The organism is Paenarthrobacter sp. AMU7, assembly GCF_041200195.1.
In the GTDB taxonomy this organism is placed as follows: domain Bacteria; phylum Actinomycetota; class Actinomycetes; order Actinomycetales; family Micrococcaceae; genus Arthrobacter.
Window position 1 is genome coordinate 2160361 of record NZ_CP165735.1, and the last position, 17195, is coordinate 2177555.

General features: G+C 60.5%; 14 protein-coding genes and 1 pseudogene. 9 read left to right on the forward strand and 6 right to left on the reverse strand.

All coding sequences use genetic code 11. The annotated features are described in order from the left end of the window. The first annotated feature begins 290 nt into the window (after positions 1-290). Together ABQM86_RS09895 and ABQM86_RS09900 are read left to right on the forward strand one after the other, a co-directional pair. Positions 291-1190: a LysR family transcriptional regulator gene (locus ABQM86_RS09895; RefSeq protein ID WP_369746510.1), complete on the forward strand. Its 900-nt coding sequence runs from the start codon at positions 291-293 to the stop codon at positions 1188-1190. Between the two features lie 289 nt (positions 1191-1479). Continuing rightward, positions 1480-1881, forward strand: coding sequence for a hypothetical protein (locus ABQM86_RS09900; RefSeq protein WP_369746511.1), 402 nt, complete (start codon positions 1480-1482; stop codon positions 1879-1881). Between the two features lie 39 nt (positions 1882-1920). On the opposite strand, the gene ABQM86_RS09905 is transcribed toward ABQM86_RS09900, so the two are convergent. Then, positions 1921-2835 (reverse strand): ABC transporter substrate-binding protein, encoded by a 915-nt coding sequence (locus tag ABQM86_RS09905; protein WP_369746512.1) that lies wholly within the window; start codon positions 2833-2835, stop codon positions 1921-1923. A 645-nt stretch (positions 2836-3480) separates the two neighbouring features. Between ABQM86_RS09905 and ABQM86_RS09910 the strand changes: the two genes are divergently transcribed. The 3 genes from ABQM86_RS09910 to ABQM86_RS09920 all read left to right on the forward strand — a co-directional run bounded on the left by ABQM86_RS09910 (position 3481) and on the right by ABQM86_RS09920 (position 7458). Then, entirely contained in the window at positions 3481-4899 is a 1419-nt protein-coding gene (locus ABQM86_RS09910) for an amino acid permease (protein ID WP_280627823.1), read from the forward strand. A gap of 498 nt (positions 4900-5397) precedes the next feature. Then, positions 5398-6366 carry an alpha/beta hydrolase gene (locus ABQM86_RS09915; RefSeq protein ID WP_280627824.1) on the forward strand — a complete coding sequence of 323 codons (969 nt, stop codon included), beginning with the start codon at positions 5398-5400 and terminating at the stop codon, positions 6364-6366. Positions 6367-6393: 27 nt separating this feature from the next. After that, positions 6394-7458, forward strand: coding sequence for a hypothetical protein (locus ABQM86_RS09920; protein ID WP_369746513.1), 1065 nt, complete (start codon positions 6394-6396; stop codon positions 7456-7458). An 851-nt stretch (positions 7459-8309) separates the two neighbouring features. Here the strand turns inward: ABQM86_RS09920 and ABQM86_RS09925 are convergent. From ABQM86_RS09925 to ABQM86_RS09945, 5 genes and pseudogenes are all read right to left on the reverse strand, one after another. Next, positions 8310-9503, reverse strand: a complete 1194-nt coding sequence (locus ABQM86_RS09925) for a fatty acid desaturase (protein WP_369746514.1) — start codon at positions 9501-9503, stop codon at positions 8310-8312. Between the two features lie 62 nt (positions 9504-9565). Beyond that, positions 9566-10278: pseudogene (locus ABQM86_RS09930) on the reverse strand (GAF and ANTAR domain-containing protein). 9 nt (positions 10279-10287) lie between these two features. Next, positions 10288-10974 (reverse strand): GAF and ANTAR domain-containing protein, encoded by a 687-nt coding sequence (locus tag ABQM86_RS09935; protein ID WP_280627827.1) that lies wholly within the window; start codon positions 10972-10974, stop codon positions 10288-10290. Positions 10975-11138: 164 nt separating this feature from the next. After that, the gene (locus ABQM86_RS09940) at positions 11139-11873 is read right to left on the reverse strand and encodes a GAF and ANTAR domain-containing protein (protein ID WP_280627828.1); all 735 of its coding nucleotides are present in this window, start codon (positions 11871-11873) and stop codon (positions 11139-11141) included. A 72-nt stretch (positions 11874-11945) separates the two neighbouring features. Beyond that, entirely contained in the window at positions 11946-12176 is a 231-nt protein-coding gene (locus tag ABQM86_RS09945) for a zinc-ribbon domain-containing protein (protein ID WP_280627829.1), read from the reverse strand. A gap of 472 nt (positions 12177-12648) precedes the next feature. On the opposite strand from ABQM86_RS09945, the gene ABQM86_RS09950 reads away from it, so the two are divergent. The 4 genes from ABQM86_RS09950 (at position 12649) to ABQM86_RS09965 (ending at position 17191) form a co-directional block, all read left to right on the forward strand. Beyond that, positions 12649-13482, forward strand: a complete 834-nt coding sequence (locus tag ABQM86_RS09950; protein ID WP_242703590.1) for an aldo/keto reductase — start codon at positions 12649-12651, stop codon at positions 13480-13482. Between the two features lie 286 nt (positions 13483-13768). Next, a complete protein-coding gene (locus tag ABQM86_RS09955; RefSeq protein WP_207597302.1) occupies positions 13769-14080 on the forward strand; it encodes a putative quinol monooxygenase in 312 nt (103 codons plus the stop codon). A gap of 61 nt (positions 14081-14141) precedes the next feature. Continuing rightward, positions 14142-14777: a TMEM175 family protein gene (locus ABQM86_RS09960; RefSeq protein ID WP_369746515.1), complete on the forward strand. Its 636-nt coding sequence runs from the start codon at positions 14142-14144 to the stop codon at positions 14775-14777. A gap of 191 nt (positions 14778-14968) precedes the next feature. Next, complete coding sequence (locus ABQM86_RS09965; RefSeq protein ID WP_369746516.1) at positions 14969-17191, forward strand: catalase; 2223 nt, start codon at positions 14969-14971, stop codon at positions 17189-17191. Positions 17192-17195: the final 4 nt, after the last annotated feature.

The following is a 17195-nucleotide window of genomic DNA, read 5'->3' on the forward strand; positions in this document are numbered from 1 at the left end:
ATAACAATCGGGTGAGAAACGACGCTACAGCTAAGACAGAGAATCTAATGGAAAAGATGCCGAAGCATAAGATATTTTGTGCCTCATTCGCTCGCGGGCTTGCTAAGCCCTCAAGATTCGCGGTCCTGGCTATACAACCGCTTCCCGGTGCCGCATAAAGGTCAGATTGCGTCGATTCCGCCCACACTGGCCTGCGCGACCACCGATACCCAAGCAGAATGTGGCAGTAACAGGGTGGGACCAATGAGGCAAACAGGACAATATAGGAACAGCGAAGCAAAGGAAGACACATGGCCATCAGTTCCAGCCAACTGCAGACATTGCTCGCTGTCATGAAGACCGGCTCCTTCGCCGCGGCCGCGGAAGACGTCGGATACTCGCCCTCGAATGTCTCCCAGCAGATGCTGACGCTTGAACAGGAGACCGGCGTTCGCCTTTTCACGCGACATGCCAGGAGCGTCACTCCCACAGTTGAAGCATTCGCACTGGCCAAGCAGGCCGCGCGTATTTTAGCCGGCGTCGACGTCATGATTTCGAGTTCCCGGGCCGTTCAGGGCACAGGCAAGGAACTGATGCGGGTTGGGATTTTTCCCAGCCTCGCAGCACAGGTACTGCCCCTGGTACTTCGGCATCCTGAGTGGGAGAAGTCAGGCGTGGACCTTCGCGTGTCTGTTGCCGAACCGTGGGAGACTGCGGATGAACTCCGGTCAGGCGGACTCGATGCCGCTTTCGTGTTTCAACTCGGAAAATCCGGCTTGTGGCCGCCGAGTATCGCGAGAGATCAGATTGCCGAGGACCCTTTCAGGGTGGTTATCCCTGCCGCTTGGGGGATTGCTGCACACACGCTGATGAGTGTGGACGACCTCTCCACCAAGCCTTGGATCATGCAGTACCCCGGGGGCAGCGACGGTGTTGTCATCGAGCAGCACTTACGGAACCACAATTTCCGACCCCGCGTGGTCGGTGTCAGTGATGACTTCAACGCCACTGCAGCACTGGTCGCAGCCGGGATGGGCGGCGCCTTCCTTCCCGAACTCTCCCTTCAACGCTCGGAGGGTCTGGTCCGGGTACGCGTGGAAGGCTTGGAGCTGACTCGAAACATCGTCGCCTTGACCTCCCGGGAACGCCCGGGGTCTCGACCTACAACACTGATACGGCTCTTCAAGGAAGCACTCGAAGGCCCTCAGTAATCACCCAACGTCAACAACGGCCAGCGGGAATGCGGCTTTGCCATGAAACGGTCGACGAAGCCCCACGATCCCTGATGCTGGTGCGCGGATTGCCCGGCGGCGAACTACATTTCCCCGTGGGTGCCAAAGTCGGGGCGGCCTTTTTGTTGGCAACGGACAGAGACCCGCGGGACAGTCCTGTTCTGCACATCTGGGCCCTGATTGTTGGGTTTCCGCGACAGAGGCCAACGCTGCAGGAACTTCGACGAGGCATCCGGCATCAACCCACCCCGAGCCAGGGAGCCGAGCAATGACGGACCAGTCGCAGCCAACGCACGTGCCCGCAACTTTCGTGGAGCACCGGAAGACCGCCTTCACCAAACAGTTGACCGTTAAACGCATAGTCTTTGACCCGGCAGGGGAACCCTTTTGGGCACCGCTATCCCACAGCGGTGAAGATGAAGAGCCACTCCGCTACCGGACCGGCCAGCGCGTGAGTTTCTACCTGGACGGCGCCGTGAGAAAAGGCACCATCGATGTCGTCATGCCAGATGGCACCCTGCTGTGGGTGTGGTTGGACGGCGGGGCGGGTCGACGGCTGTTTTCTTCCGATGATTCGACCCTGATGCTGAAGCGGGCAACTACGGCTGGTCCCGCCGTGGCCGCGCTGCCAGTGGACATTGAGAAGCCGGATACGCCAACAGAATGCTGACGTACCCGGCTGCCTTGCTGATAACGCCGCTGGTGCGGACTATTCAATAGTCGTGGGTGGGTTCACTTCGGCCTTGTCCAGAGCCGTCTTCTCCTGACCCCAGGCCTTGAGAATGGTGCCGTAAGTCCCATCAGCGATGAGGCTGTTGACAGCGGCAGCGACAGCCATGGCCAGGGGTTCATTGTCCTTGGCCACGGCGATCCCGACAAGGCTCGGGTCGACGGCGTCTCCCAGGGGCTCAAGCCGGCCACCGGTTTCCGACACGGCGTATCCGGCAGCGGCCGACATGGCCACGAAGGCATCGAGACCTCCATTGATGAGGCGTGTTGTCACGTCCGTCTGGTTGGTGAGGGTAAGTACCTCAATGGCGGGCTTGGCGCTGGCGACGCAGTCATCGGACTGCTTTCTGACAGCCGTCTCCTGTAGCGTCCCTGTCTCAACGCCGACTTTCAGACCGCAGGCGTTCTTGCTGTCGACTTTTTTCGGGTTGTCTTTCTGCACCACCCACTGGGTGCCACCTGCAAGGTAGCTCACGAAGTTGACGGCCTTCAACCTCGTGGATGTCACGGTGAAGGATGACACGCCCAGGTCGTATTTCGGGCCGAGGGAGGGGAGGATGTTGGCAAAGTCGGCGTTCTGGAACTCAGCTTTCAATCCCATGCGGGCTGCAACGGCGTTGGCTATGTCGATGTCGAAGCCCATGGGTGTTTGACCGTCGGCACCTCCGAGGAACTCAGCCGGAGCATAGGTAGGATCGGTGGCTACGGTGAGGACGCCGTCCGCCCGGACATCTGCCGGAACGCTTGCCGAAATCTGCTCATCCCGGCTGACGCTGGTGGGATCAAGGCTTTCCGTCGAAGTCGTTCCTCCTACCTGTTCGGACGTTGTACAAGAGGCGACAGACAACGCGATGGATGCGGCCAGAACAAGGGCCAAGCCAGTTCTCTTCTGCATGATTTGCACTTTCTCTAGGCACATATATGTCCGTTCTTCGGAACGTTGTGGTAACGCTACGGTTCCCGAAAATATGAGCAATCGGCCATAAGAAGGACCGCACCGACAACGCCGTTTCGGCAGTGAAGGCCGAGAATTTCTTATGGACAGCTACGCTGGGCCGGCGGTGGGTTATAGGCCCCAAAGAGGCGCCGACAAGCCCATACGACAAGGACGTAAATCCCCTCAACGTGGCGTAGGGTTTCTGTTCCTCAGTCACATTCCGGAGGCATCATGGCTCACTCTGTCTTACGGTGAGGCCGCTCACAGCTAAGAAAAAACTATGCTCAAGGCGCACCGCACCGAAGCGGTGGACCAAGAGCTCCAACAGGAATGGCTTCTACACATGAATGACTAAAGATCGCCAGGCGTCTGCCAACGCGCAGCCCCGGGTCGACGACGACTCCCTCGCGCAGGTCTCCCGCGACGCCATCGACGATGAAGCAACCGCCCGCCCCCAGAACCCGTCAGCGTGTCATCCAGTTGCGGGTGGGCACCCCCCCAGATTGAAAGGCACCCATGGAGAACTCTCCAACACCTGGCACAAGGACGTCCCGAGCGGGATTGAGCCTTACCCAGCAAGTACGAACCCGCAAGCCGCTGCACATGCTGAAAAGGGAATCAGACATCCAGACGACCGGTCTCCGGCGGAGCCTGAGCCTTGTCCAACTGACCATGATCAGTGTGGGCGCCACCTTGGGAACCGGGATCTTCGTTGTTTTAGGCGATGCTGTGCCCATTGCCGGACCCGCTATTTGGATTTCTTTCGTTGTAGCAGGCATCGCGGCCATGCTCTCTGCATTGTCCTATGCGGAAATGGCGGGGGCAGTTCCCGTCTCGGGGTCCAGCTACTCCTATACCTACGTCACCATGGGTGAAGGGCTGGCCTGGATCTGCGGATGGTGTCTGCTGCTCGAGTATGCGGTTTCCGTAGCCGCCGTGGCAGTCGGGGCCGGTGAGTACCTGTCTGAAGTGGCCAAAGCGTTTGGAGTTGAACTTCCGCATGCGCTTATTCAACCGCCAGGCGATGGGGGAGTGTTCAACGTTCCCGCCGTGGTGATCGTACTGCTGGCTGTCGTACTGCTCATTCGCGGGTCCCGTGAAAGCGCCGTGGTCAACACCATCCTCGTCGGACTCAAGGTAGTTGTCCTGCTGCTCTTTATCCTTGTCGCTTTCAGCGCGTTCGATTCACGGAACTTTGAGCCACTTGCCCCCATGGGCCTCGCCGGCATTACGGCTGCTTCCTCCCGGTTGTTCTTCTCTTACATCGGCTTCGACGCGGCCTCCACTGCCGGCGATGAAGCGAAAAACCCCCAACGTGACCTGCCCAGAGCCATCGTGATCTCGATGGCTGCTGTCACTGTCCTGTATGTGGCCGTGGCCGTGGCCGCCGTCGGTGCCCGTCCGTGGGGATGGTTCGACGGTCAGGAATCGGCTTTGGTGCACATCCTTGAAGAAGTGACCGGCACCGTGTGGGTCTCCCTGATCTTTGCCATCGGGGCTGTCATCGCCATCGTCAGCATCGTCCTGGTCACCCTCTACGGCCAGACCCGCATTCTGATGGCAATGTCACGGGACGGAATGATCCCGCCCGTCTTCGCCAAGGTCTCCCGTCGCACGCAGACCCCAATCGCCAACACCATGATCACCGGCGGTGCCATAGCTGCCGCCGCAGGGTTGATCCCCCTCGGCGAACTGGCCGACGCAACCAGTATCGGCACCTTGTTTGCGTTCTCTCTCGTCAGCATCTCGGTCATCGCCTTGCGGCGTAACCAGCCTGACATTCCACGTACCTTCCGGGTTCCCTTGTACCCGTTCACGCCGATACTTGCTGTTGTTATGTGCCTGGTTCTGATGGTGAACCTCGGTGGAAGCACGTGGATTGTCTTTGTCGTCTGGATGGCGCTCGGCGCTGGCATCTACCTCGCATACGGACGTCGGAATTCCGTTGTGGCACAAAGTCTCCGGGTAAAAGACGTCGCGACCGAACCACAATCGGCCGAAGTGGATCAACTTCAGAACTGAACATGGCTGGGCGTGGAAGCCTTAGGCCTCCGCCTCGTGACCTGACCAGGCCTGGCCTTGCTCATTCGCGGACGTCAGCGACGCGGTCACTGCACGGTGGAACAAACGCGGTGTCATGGCTGGCACGCCATGACACCGCGGACACCCCGCGGGAAGCCACCTTGCTTCCACCGCGAAGTCTTCCGGGTCAGCCCGAACCAGGTCCTGGAAGTACTGAAGGAGCACCACGTTGAACTGGTCGAATTAACCGGGCTGCCTACGGCCGAAGAGTTCCGTCTCAGCACCCCGCGGGCAGGGGCTTGCCCGTCCAGCGCGCAATAACCTCGTCCCAGGTGGTGCCGGCAGCGGCAGTAGTCCGGAGCCACCAATGGTTTCCATTGACCGCCACATGGCGCCCGTAGTCAGCCTTTTGAGTGCCTTTGGCGGGTAACGTATGGCGCCAGCAAGCCTAGGCTTGCTTCAGGTCACGACGAGGTGGCCGTCAGGATGGAGGTTGAGATGTCACCGAAGTATAAAGTGCCACCTTTCGATGCTGAGCTGGGTGCCACGCTGGGAGCGTTGGGCGACTTGATAGGCCCAACGTTGACGCCCGACATGATCAAAGGCATGCGCGAAACCCTGGTTGCACCGCCTATCGAGGATCTTCTCGCTGGACGCCCCGTGACACATTTTGAGCGGACGATCCCCGGTCCGGTGGGCGCTCCGGACCTTACTGTCTCCATCTTCCGCCGGGTCGATCACGCGCCCGGCGGACCAGGCATCTATAACATTCATGGCGGGGGAATGGTTATGGGCGACCGTTTTCTTGGAGCGGATTCCCTCGTTGACTGGGTTGAGTCCCTTGATGCAGTGGCCGTTTCAGTGGAGTATCGACTTGCCCCCGAACATCCCGATCCGGCGCCGGTGGAGGATTGTTATGCAGGCTTGGAGTGGATGGCCGCCAATGCCGAAGAACTGGGTGTCGATCCCCACCGGATCGTCGTTGCAGGCGCCAGTGCTGGCGGCGGACTCGCTGCAGGGGTGGCGTTGCTCTCACGCGACCGTGGTGGCCCTTTCCTGGCCGGCCAGTTGTTGATCTACCCCATGCTGGATGATCGCAATGAGACCGTTTCCAGCCACCAGTTTGATGGCATAGGTGTATGGGACCGTACCAGCAACGACACTGGCTGGAATGCGCTCTTGGGGGAACGGCGTGGAACCAACCAAGTTTCCATCTACGCCGCCCCTGCGCGCGCTGCGGACCTCTCAAACTTACCTCCAGCGTTCATCGATGTCGCTTCAGCCGAGGTTTTCCGGGATGAGGACATTGCCTATGCTTCAACCATCTGGATGTCCGGTGGGGAGGCCGAATTGCACGTGTGGCCGGGTGGCTTCCACGGTTTCGACATCTTCTTTCCCCAAGCGGCGCTCTCGATATTGGCCCGCGAAGCCAGAACCCGGTGGCTACGACGAGCGTTGGGCGCCTGACCGGCTCAGCCGGCTGGGAGATCTTCGTTGCCGGATTGGCCGGAGTGGCACACCATAGAGTTCGTAGAGACCGACGACGGAGTGGTGGTATCAGTGCAGGGACTCGTGTGGCGGCTCAAAGCGCTCGATCCGGTAGCCTCGGAAAGCCTCAAAGTCATCGCCTACTTCGATACCCTGATCAACAGCCGGGCCAACGCAGACATGCTCATCCGTGGGGCAGCAGCCCTGTGCGGCTGCCCCGTGGGTTATTCGCTGGAAGGCCGGAGCATCTGTGTAGATGCATCGGGCCAGAGAATCACCAGCGAGCAAGGGCAGTGGCCCTCCCAGCCATTCGGCATTGACGGGAAAGCATGGATTCAACGCGCCAGGCCCGGGTTCGTCAACGACGAGCTGATTCTGGAACGCCTCGCACTCGCCTTGGGCGTCTTTTGGGACCGGACCAGTCCGGTGGCCATCACGCGACGGGCGATGGAGGCGGTCATCGACGGTGATATGCCGGAGGAAAAGCGTTCTGAGGGGGCAAGGCTCCTGCACCTCGAGCGGGACAGGATGTATCGGGTTCACGCAACGCCGGTAACGACATCCATGCCTGGTCCCACTGCATTGGTCCAGACGCCCTTCGGACCCATTAAGGCAGGGATCCGCCCATCCACAGAAGCGCTTGAGGAGGTTGGCCCCACAGGAGTAGGCCTCGCGCGGGCCCCCCGCGAACTCTATTACTCCTGGGAAACGGCCCTGCTGGCCCTCCGACTCACCACTCCACGCCACAGTGTGCAAACGGCTGACGAGCTCGGAAGTCTCATCGTCCTGGCCGGGCGGGCAGACGACTCCGGGCAGGAGCCGACCGATGTCACCAATTTGAGGCAATTGGTGGAGGGTCAGCCGAAAGCGTTGCCCTTGCTCGAAGCCATAGCGGAGTCCAGCAGCCTGCGATCTGTTGCCGGACAGCTCCATCTGCACCATTCAAGTGTTCAGAGCCGTGCTGCAGAACTCTCAATCGCCTTGGCTTTCGATATCCGGACGCCAGTTGGGCGGGTTCGCCTAACGCTGGCTCTGGCTCTTTTCCGGCTTGCAACAAATCGTTTCGACTGACGTGCTGCCCATGATGAATCAGATCCTCTCAGGTGCGAAGGGACCTTCAAGTTGCAGTCCCTATCCGCGGTGGCCCGGCGGACGCGCCGGTTTGTCACGGCAAAGGTGGTGGATATGGGCGCTGGGAGTCGTACCGGCTTGCTCAGGCAGGCAATTCCAGCCGGAAGCCGCAGCTCACGCAGCGCAAAATCTGGGTTCTAAGCCGGACGTCCAGCAGTTGAGTCAAGTCATCTCCAGGAATGCTGCTGGCGGTCAGGGTCCGTCGCACTTCGAGGGGTACTCTGGCCATGGGCTCGCTGCAATGAAGGTAGCTGTCGCCGAAGAGGATGAGCCCTTCAAGATTCGTTCCGGTGTTCAGCCGTGCAGCAACTTCGCTGAATGGCGTGAAGTGCGAGAGTATCGAACCGCATCCGGTACAGCTGTAAGAGACCTCTACGACGAGGCCGACTGTGTGGGCCCGTGCTGTTTCAATCGCGTGTAGCACCAGGTAGCCGTCGGTCCGGCACGTCGGGCACCACATTCTCGACCCTTGGGGCAGGGATGTCCCACCCGATGGAATGGAGTTCTCTGCCATGACGGCTACCGGTCCTCCTCATCCGTGAAAGAGGGGCTGCTTTCCCGGTAGGAATGGACGCGGCAGACTATCGTGCGATTAGTCGGCTTCCCTGCTGTGGCTAGGGCCGTTGGGGGCCGGTTGATGAGCGACAAGATGTTGCCTCCTCGTTGCGCTGGTAAGGCGCTGCCGGGGTCTGGGGCAACAACACCAGCGTAGGCACCAAGGAGGCCGCGAGTCCATAGTAAAGAACCCTGTGAGGGCGAATCCTCTCAAAACAAAGGCCCTGAGCGCTCCGTTAACTCCGGTGCTCCCCTGCGAGGGGGCAGGTGAACGGGGCAGCCGCGGCGAGACCTACGGTATTGAGGTAGCGGATCACGATTCCGTAGGAGTGCATCAGCCTGGTTTCGGTGTATGGAATGCCCATGAGAACGCAGTGTTCTTTGACAAGTTGGCTTGCTTCTCGCAGATGCTGGCGGGGCATGTCGGGAAACAGATGGTGTTCAATCTGGTAGTTGAGCCCACCCATGAAGAACGTCACGAACCTGCTGCCGGTGATATTGCGGGACGTGAGCACTTGCCGGGTCAGGAAGTCGGCGCGACTGTTTTCGGGAAGTATCGGCATCCCTTTGTGGTTTGGCGCAAAGGTTCCTCCCATGTAAAGCCCGAAAACGGCGACCTGAACCCCGATAAACGCCGCAGCGATCCCAGGGGACAGCGTGAGGAACAACAATCCGATGTAGGTGCCAAAACGCAGGCCCAGCAGGCCAAGCTCAAGCCAACGGAACTTCACTGGGCCGCGGCGCAGCAAGTACCTGAGCGAGTCGATATGCAGCGTCCAACCAAGGAACAGTAGCAGTGGGAAGAGGAGGTAGCCCTGTCGTTTGCCGAACGCCCGGGAGAATCGTCCACGGTTGTTGGCTACTTCGTTGTGAAAGACGATGGCACCGGGAGCGATGTCCGGATCCCGGTTAACCACGTTCGGCCGGGCGTGATGCCTGGAGTGCTTGTCGGTCCAGTAGGCATAGCTCATGCCCACCATGAGGGTGGCGATCAGGCGTGCTGTCCACTCGTTTGCCGCCCGGGTGGCAAAGACCTGAAGGTGCCCTGCTTCGTGCCCGACCAAAGCGAACTGCGTGAAGACAACGCCGAGTGCCGCCGCTACTGCAAGCTGGAGCCACGAGTCGCCCAGAAGGAAGAACGCCGCCCAGACGCCGGCACCCGCGATGATCAAGAGCATCAGCAGCAGGATGTAATAGCGGCGGCACCGCTCGAGCAGCCCCGCTTCCTTAACTGAGGTCAAAAGGCTCGCATAGCTGCTGGTGACTTTGTTGATGCGAATTGCGGACGTCGTCTGCCTGGCTGCTGGTTTGACTGTGGGTACGACCGGTGGGGGCTCTTTGATGAGCGACAAGATATTGCCTCCTCGTGTGTGCTCTGAATGCACTGCCGAGGTCTGGGGCAACAACACCAGCGTAGACACGAAGGACACTGTGAGTCCATAGGGAACGGACCCGGGCGGGCAATCCTTTACAGCCGGTCACATGGAAAGTGCTAAATCTTCAGAGTGCGCTTGACGATGCTTTCGGCGACATCGTGAAGGTTTTGCCGCGAGGATCGGGCGTGTGCGCGCAGCACGTTGAAGGCACTGTCCATGTCGAGGTTTTTGGTCTGGGCAATGACGCCTTTGGCTTGCTCGATGAGCACCCGGGTGGTCAACGCGCGTTGGAGTTGGTCGTTGAGGACGCCAGCTTCGCGGATGGTGCGCTCCTGCAGAAGGCTGATGGTGGCAACGTCGGCCATGGCCTGGGCAATGGAGGCGTCTTCGGGGGACAGGGCGCCGGTTTCGGCTCCGAACAGGCCCATGGCGCCGATGACTCTGGTGTGGACGCGCATGGGTACGGCGTGCACTGACCTGAAGCCCATGTCCAAGGCGATTTGCTGGAAGGCCGGCCAGCGGTCACCAAGGGCGCCGATGTCATCGACGGTGATGACTGTTCCTGTGTGGTAACACTCCACGCACGGCCCGCTCCGGCTTCGAGTTGGAGCAGTTCCACCAGTTGGCTTTGCTCGCTGGTTGAAGCCAGCAATTGCAAGTCGCCGTCGGCGTCGGAGAGCAACAGCCCGGCTTGGGCGGCGTCGAGTAAATCGACGGCGTCCTCCACGAGCGTGTGGAGCAAGTCCAGGACGTCGTAGTCGGCAACGAGGGTGTCGGTAAGCTTCACGAACGTATCGCTGAGACGTTCGGCTCTGCTTTTGTTTACCATGTCTGCATTTTACTGTGATCCGGTTTCTGCGGCGCCCGCGGCCGGCGTGAAATCCAGCTTTCGGCTGACAACGTCCAGCGCGGTGTCCTGCAATGATCGTCCGCTGGCGAATGCATGACCGCGCAACAGCAGCAATGCTTCATCGGCGGTGCTGTCGGTCTGGACCAGAACCATGCCGGTTGCCTGGTGGATTTCACGCCGGGCCAGTGGAATGGCCGCCGATCCGGCCTCATTGCCGGGCAATAATCCGCGCAGCAATGTCCAGGCGGTCCGGCTGGCGATTTGTGCGGCCCGGCTGACCTGGGCGGGGCTGAGTTCCCGCGGTGAGGTGCAGTACAGTTCTGCTACCCCGATGACCAGGCCGCCGGCGAGCAACGGAAAAACAAAGAACGCTGCCGCCTCCGTTCTGGTGGCCGCCTCGGAAAAGGCCGGCCACGACCGGACCCCTTCGGCGGTCAGGTCGGGGATCACCACCGGCAGGTGGGTGCGGAAAACATCCCACCGTGGCCCGTCCCCGAGGTCGTACTGGAGCTCATCGAGCCGGCCGGCCGTAGCGTCGGACGCGCACATCAACGTTTCGGCGGCTGAACCACCGAAGACAGATACAGCTGCGCCATCAATAGGCAGTTCCTGGAGGAACGCGGCACACAGATCGCCGTGGGGTGCGTTCCACGGCGCGGCTGTCAGGTCAGGCACGCTTGATCAGAGCTCCCGCGATGGCTCGGCTGCACCAATGACCACCATTCCTGTTTTTCCTGGACAGTCGGACTCTGACTGCTTCCTCAACCATAAACCCGACGGCGGTTGAGGCCCTCGACGGCGGTGGTCGCCACGGTCTGCTCATCACCTTTCGAGAGGCGTTATTTCTCGAAAAAGGTTGAAGTGTAGGTCGCGTTGACCCGCTGGACGATGTTTTCGGCGACTACGTGGAGTTTTTGGTTGCGGTCGCTGGAGGCTTTCTTAAGGATTTCCATTGCCCGTACCTGGCTGCATCGGTTCTGGGCCATGATCATTCCGCACGCGAGGTCGATCACGGTCCGGCTTTCCAATGCAGATCTAAGATCGTCGGCCAGCTGTTCTGCCGTCGTGATCCTGACAGCCAGACGAAGGGCCCTACCGGCCATATCGCCAAAAACCCGGGCATCTTCAACGGTATTCGGAGTAAACTGATCTGCCGGTGCTGCGAAGAAGTCGAGGACAGCGTCGGCGTCGGCCCCCAGCTCAAGGGGGATACCCATGGCACTGCGGTACCCCTCGTCGGTGAGGGTCCTGCAGTAGTTGGGCCAACGTTGGTCGGCCGCAGCATCCGAGACAATCATGGGCTTTCCCAACTCCAGTGCTTCCACGCAAGGTCCTTCGCCGAGGCGTTGTTCGATTTGATCCAGCCAGAGGGCGATGTCGCTGCTGCCGGCGATCGTGGTGCGGCGTTTGCGACGGTGCAGCGCTACCGCGCATTCGATCTGCGTTCCCTCGGTGTGGGTTAGCTTTTCCGACGCGAGCCCAGCCATGCCCTGAAGGAAGCCCTTGAGGTCGTCGGTCGACGTTATCAGCCGGTTCAGGTGATCGAAGCCTTCCTCCAGCTCGTTGTCCGTCATGCGTCCAATCTAGGGTTTGGCGTCCTGATTCACAATGAATGGTGGGTGGCGTCCGGTCAGGACGCCGATTGCTTAGCTGGCTAGTGCGTTCTTCTGCCGCGTGGTGATGCTCGATGGTCCGCCGCAGTGTGTGCACCTGATGGTGTAGGACTTGGACGTCGTGAAGACGGGGACGAAGAACAGGGTGAACTTCGTGGCGCGTTGCTGCAGGTGGTGATGAGCGAACTGGCCGCAAAACCGGCAGGTAGCCATTCGTCCGGGCAATTCCCGGATGGCGGTTTTAAGACCGAAGATGAGAAACATCGGAGATGCCTTTCAGGGAGTTCGTGGGGTTTTCTGGTGGGGACATTCGCTTCCGTCGGTACTGCGCGCAGGCAAGCGACCCCAGAGAAGATAAGCAAGCTTTCCTACCCAGTCTACGCATAAAGTCTACATTGTAGAAATGTCTATCTCTGCCGTTCTGGCAAGTGGACTCGTGAAGGCCGGTTACCGAAACCACCACCTCGGTCAAAGTTCCGCACGTTCGGAGACCGGCCGCCGTCGAACCGTGGGCCCAGGTGCGGCCTGCCGAAGGGGCCGGATGGCCAGGCCGGGGATCACCATTTCCGACATGGTTGGCCCAGGCGGGGATTCCGGGGGAGCCCCGGTACCTTTCGTCTCCCCCAACAGTCGCGTAGATTGAACAAACACGGCGCTTGTCGCCATGGTCCGGACGGGAATCATTGGACGCCATGCGGCCGACAACGGGAGCGGGCTCTTTCTGACGGGAATTACGTTGCGCGAGATATCTCTTCCCTCCGGTGAGGCTGTCCCGGTGCTCGGGATCGGAACGTGGGGTATGGGCGAGAACCCCAGCACCGCCCCGCGAGAGACCGCTGCGATCCATGCGGCCCTGGATTTGGGAATGTCCGTAGTGGATACAGCTGAGATGTATGGCAACGGCGCGGCCGAGGAACTCGTCGGAAGGGCGCTGGCAGCCCGGCGGAAAGAAGCGTTCCTGATCACCAAAGTCCTGCCGCACCACGCGACATTACGCGGAACCATCGATGCTTGCGAAGGTAGCTTGCGCCGTCTTGGAACGGACATCATCGACCTTTATTTACTCCATTGGCGCGGCGTTGTGCCCTTGGCCGAAACGCTCGAAGCATTTGAACGCCTGCAGGAGGCCGGGAAGATCCGGCACTGGGGCGTCAGCAACCTCGATGTGGCGGACATGGAAGAACTTATGCGCCTGCCGGGCGGGCGGAAAGTCGCGACCAACCAAGTGCTCTACAACCTGACCCGCCGTGGTATCGAGTTCGATCTTTTGCCCCGCTGCGGCGACGGGGGTATACCGGTGATGGCGTACTCGCCGCTGGAGCAGGGGAGGATGCTGAATGATCCTGTGCTGGTGCGCATCGCAACCGAACACGGTGTAAGTCCCGCGCAGATCGCCCTCGCCTGGGTGCTCAGGCATCCGCTCGTCCTCGCCATTCCCAAAGCTTCCAGCCCGCACCATGTCCAGGAATGCCAGCGGGCCCTCGACGTTCAGCTTGCGCCCCACGACCTGGCGGACCTGGATCGCGCCCATCCTCCTCCCACCCACAAACGCGTGCTTGAGATGATCTAGGCGGTGTCAGGGCTTTTCGGGCAGCGCCCTCGGCGAGGGCGCGATGATGGCCCGCCGAGTCCCGGCGGGGAACTGTACTGAAGTTGGCAGACGGAAACATCCCTTGTGGTGGCCGGCGATCACTGCGAGACTGGCAGTGCATCGCGCCGCTCCCTCGTTACGTGGAGGAGGTGCCACGAGGCCAGTTCGGTCCGCACCATACTCGCCGCAGCACCGTTCCAAGGAGGCTCGCCATGAAAACTGTCGTGCAGTACGGAATCAGTCAGGGCGGGCCGGGTGATGGAGCATGATTGAGGTTGCATTGTTGGTGATCCTTAAGGCCAAACCCGGCAAGGAGAAGGACGTCGCAGATTTCCTCCGCTCCGCGCGTTCCGTCGTTGAACAGGAGCAAGGCACGCGTGCTTGGTTCGCCCTCCAGTTAGACGAATCGACTTTCGGAGTATTTGACGTTTTCCCCGATGACGACGCCCGCCAGACCCACCTCTCCGGGGGAGTCGGGCAGGCACTTGCCGCTCAGGGAGCAGAGTTGTTCAGTGTGGAACCGAACATACAGAACATCGATGTGCTCGCATACAAACTCCCCGGCGAAGGCGGATAGGGGACCGGCAAGCCGTCGCCGCTCCACGGTGCCACGTCATGCGCAGGCTTAGGAGCAGAGGGTGACACGTTCGGTCACGAGCCGTGCCGAGGCGTTCAGCGACGCCGTCATCGCGATCGTCATCACGTTCCTTGTACTTGAGCTCACGCCGCCGGAGACTGAGCCAGGCGGGCTGATGGCCGGGTTGTTGGGTCAGTGGCCGACATACTTGGCTTATGCGGCCTCCTACACCTACCTGGCCGTGATCTGGCTCAACCATAAATCAGCCTTCTCCCGTATTCGGCAGATGGATATCGGCCTGCAGTGGGCCAACCTAGGCATCCTCGCCACGCTCGCTCTTTTGCCTTGGCCCACAGCGGTGATCATCGATACAGCCAAGTCAGGCAATCTGGCCGATGAGCGGGTCGCGGTCGCGCTGTACGCGATCGTCGGGGCACTGCTGTGCCTGTCATGGCTGGTCTTCTTTTCGCACCTGGCACGGCACCCTGAGCTCACCGAGGAGGAGGTGGAGGATACCTATTTCGCGCGCGAGCGGCCACGTGCCCTTGCCGGGGTGGTGCTTTACCTCGCGGCGGGAACCGCAGGTGTCCTCGTCCATCCGCTGGTCGCATCGGTGATCTTTCTGATCCTGCCTGTTTTCTACGGTCTCACCAGTCACGGGTTCGATCACAGGCCGGCCTTCCTGCGGGGCCCGTAGGCACTGCTCGTTGCCCCTGTCTACCTCGCCGATGCAGTTCCCACGCTCCACCCTCATGTCGAGTGGTCCTGCGTTATGTGGCCCTACTGACGTTGCAAGCAGGATCCCTGGCCCATAAGGTACTAAGGAAGCTTACCTTTTTGGTTGAGTGCAGTAGTCGATTTGCCGATCAACATCGAGGAGAACGCGCAGTGCCAGTTGAGGACAACATCAAGATTCCAGGGACTCCGTCGATTGAGAGCCCCGCGGTTGAAGAGCCAACAGATGCACGGGAGCCGTTGCCGCCGAAGCCTGATCAGCGGGGTCCGGAGGCCGTGTCACCTACGGGGAGCCCCACCGGAGCACCCGTGAACTCGCGTTCGCAGTCCGGCCAGTACCTGACAACGGCCCAAGGTCTAAGGCTTGGAGATACAGACCATTCACTCAAGGCGGGTCCGCGGGGCCCGATTTTGCTGCAGGACCATCACTTGCGTGAGAAGATCACGCACTTTGACCACGAGAGAATTCCCGAGCGTGTTGTCCACGCCAGAGGAGCCGGGGCACATGGAATCTTCCGCTCTTATGGCACGGCTTCAAAAGTCACAAAGGCAGGGTTCCTTGCGCCGGATGTGGAAACCCCGGTGTTCGTGAGGTTTTCCACTGTCCTGGGATCAAGGGGGTCCGCCGATACCGTCCGTGACACCCGTGGCTTCTCCACGAAGTTCTACACGGATGAGGGCACCTACGACCTGGTGGGAAACAACATTCCTGTCTTCTTCATCCAGGACGGCATCAAGTTCCCGGACATCATCCACGCGGGGAAACCGCACCCTGACAGGGAGATCCCGCAGGCCCAGAGTGCGCACGATACATTTTGGGATTTCGTTTCGTTGCACACCGAAGCCCAAGCCCACACGATGTGGAATATGTCTGACCGCGGAATTCCCCGTTCCTACCGGACCATGGAAGGGTTCGGCGTCCACACATTCAGGTTGGTGGATGCGGCCGGTAAGACCACTCTGGTGAAATTCCACTGGAAGCCGAAGCTGGGCGTCCACTCATTGGTGTGGGAAGAGGCCCAGATTATTAACGGCATGGATCCCGATTTCCACCGCCGTGATCTGGCGGATGCGATCGAATCAGGTGCCTACCCGGAATGGGAGCTCGGCATCCAGACTTTTCCGGACACTGAAGATCAAATGTTTGAAGGTATCGACCTTCTGGATCCCACCAAGTTTATCCCTGAGGAATTGGCGCCGGTTCAGCCGATCGGGCTGATGACGCTGAACGCCAACCCGACCAACTACTTTGCCGAGACCGAGCAGGTAGCCTTCCACCCCGGACACCTCGTCCCAGGTATTGATGTAACCAACGATCCTCTGTTGCAGGTCCGGCTCTTCTCCTACCTGGACACGCAGATTTCGCGGCTCGGCGGCCCGAACTTCGCGCAAATTCCCATCAATCGTCCCCACGCCCCGGTCAATGACATGCTGCGTGACGGTATGCACCAGACTGCCGTGCATGGGGGAGTAGCCCCTTACCATCCAAATTCCCTTGATGGTGGTTGCCCCTTCATGGCAGGGCAGGACGTGGGAGCATTTGTGGACGTCCCTGAGGAAGTCGCCACAGGAATGAAGGAACGGCGCAATCCCGCGTCGTTCGATGATCACTTCAGCCAAGCCCGGCTGTTCTTCCACAGTTTGACTCCGGTGGAGCAGGACCACGTGATCCAGGCCTACACCTTCGAGCTTGGCAAGTGCTACGAAGTGGCAATCCGGGAACGGCAACTTATGGCGTTGGCCAATATCGATGCCGGCCTTTGCGCTGCTGTCGCCAAGGGCCTCGGGATGCCCGCTCCCACGGCCACCGTTGACACGCCGGACGTGGAACCGAGCCCTGCTGTGTCCCAGATTGGTGGAAAGTGGCCTGTTGCCGGTCGCGTCGTGGGCATCATCGCGGACAGTGAAAGTGACCTGTCGTTGGTGACAGCGGCACGCGAGGCGCTGGATGCGGCAGACATGGTTCCGCTGGTTATTGCACCGTCCGGAGGTGTGATCGAGTCGGATCAGGGTCCGGACGTGACTGTTCAAAGGAGCTACCTCACTGCACGCTCCACCGAATTCGACGCAGTCATTGTGGCAGGCGGAGGCACTCCGGCAGCCGACGCCATGCCGGGCCGCGACGCCAAGGCCGGTGAACCCGGGGTGACCCTTGATCCGCGGGTGGTCCTGATGGTGTCCGAAGCGTTCCGTCATGGCAAAGCCATTGGTGCCTGGGGTTCAGGTGCCGCAGTTCTTGACGCGGCCGGCGTCCCTCAGGCTGCCCCCGGGATCGTCAGTGGTGAAGGTCCGGACACGGTAATTCCGGTGGTCCGGGAATTGCTCTCCGCACACCGGGCGTGGGAGCGGTTCCCGGTGGCGGGGTCGGCTTCTTAGCCCC

Coding starts and splice junctions, on each gene's coding strand:
- ABQM86_RS09895 (WP_369746510.1), top strand. CDS start 291: ATGGCCATCAGTTCCAGCCAACTGCAGACATTGCTCGCTGTCATGAAG.
- ABQM86_RS09900 (WP_369746511.1), top strand. CDS start 1,480: ATGACGGACCAGTCGCAGCCAACGCACGTGCCCGCAACTTTCGTGGAG.
- ABQM86_RS09905 (WP_369746512.1), bottom strand. CDS start 2,835: ATGCAGAAGAGAACTGGCTTGGCCCTTGTTCTGGCCGCATCCATCGCG.
- ABQM86_RS09910 (WP_280627823.1), top strand. CDS start 3,481: ATGCTGAAAAGGGAATCAGACATCCAGACGACCGGTCTCCGGCGGAGC.
- ABQM86_RS09915 (WP_280627824.1), top strand. CDS start 5,398: ATGTCACCGAAGTATAAAGTGCCACCTTTCGATGCTGAGCTGGGTGCC.
- ABQM86_RS09940 (WP_280627828.1), bottom strand. CDS start 11,873: ATGACGGACAACGAGCTGGAGGAAGGCTTCGATCACCTGAACCGGCTG.
- ABQM86_RS09945 (WP_280627829.1), bottom strand. CDS start 12,176: ATGTTTCTCATCTTCGGTCTTAAAACCGCCATCCGGGAATTGCCCGGA.
- ABQM86_RS09955 (WP_207597302.1), top strand. CDS start 13,769: ATGATTGAGGTTGCATTGTTGGTGATCCTTAAGGCCAAACCCGGCAAG.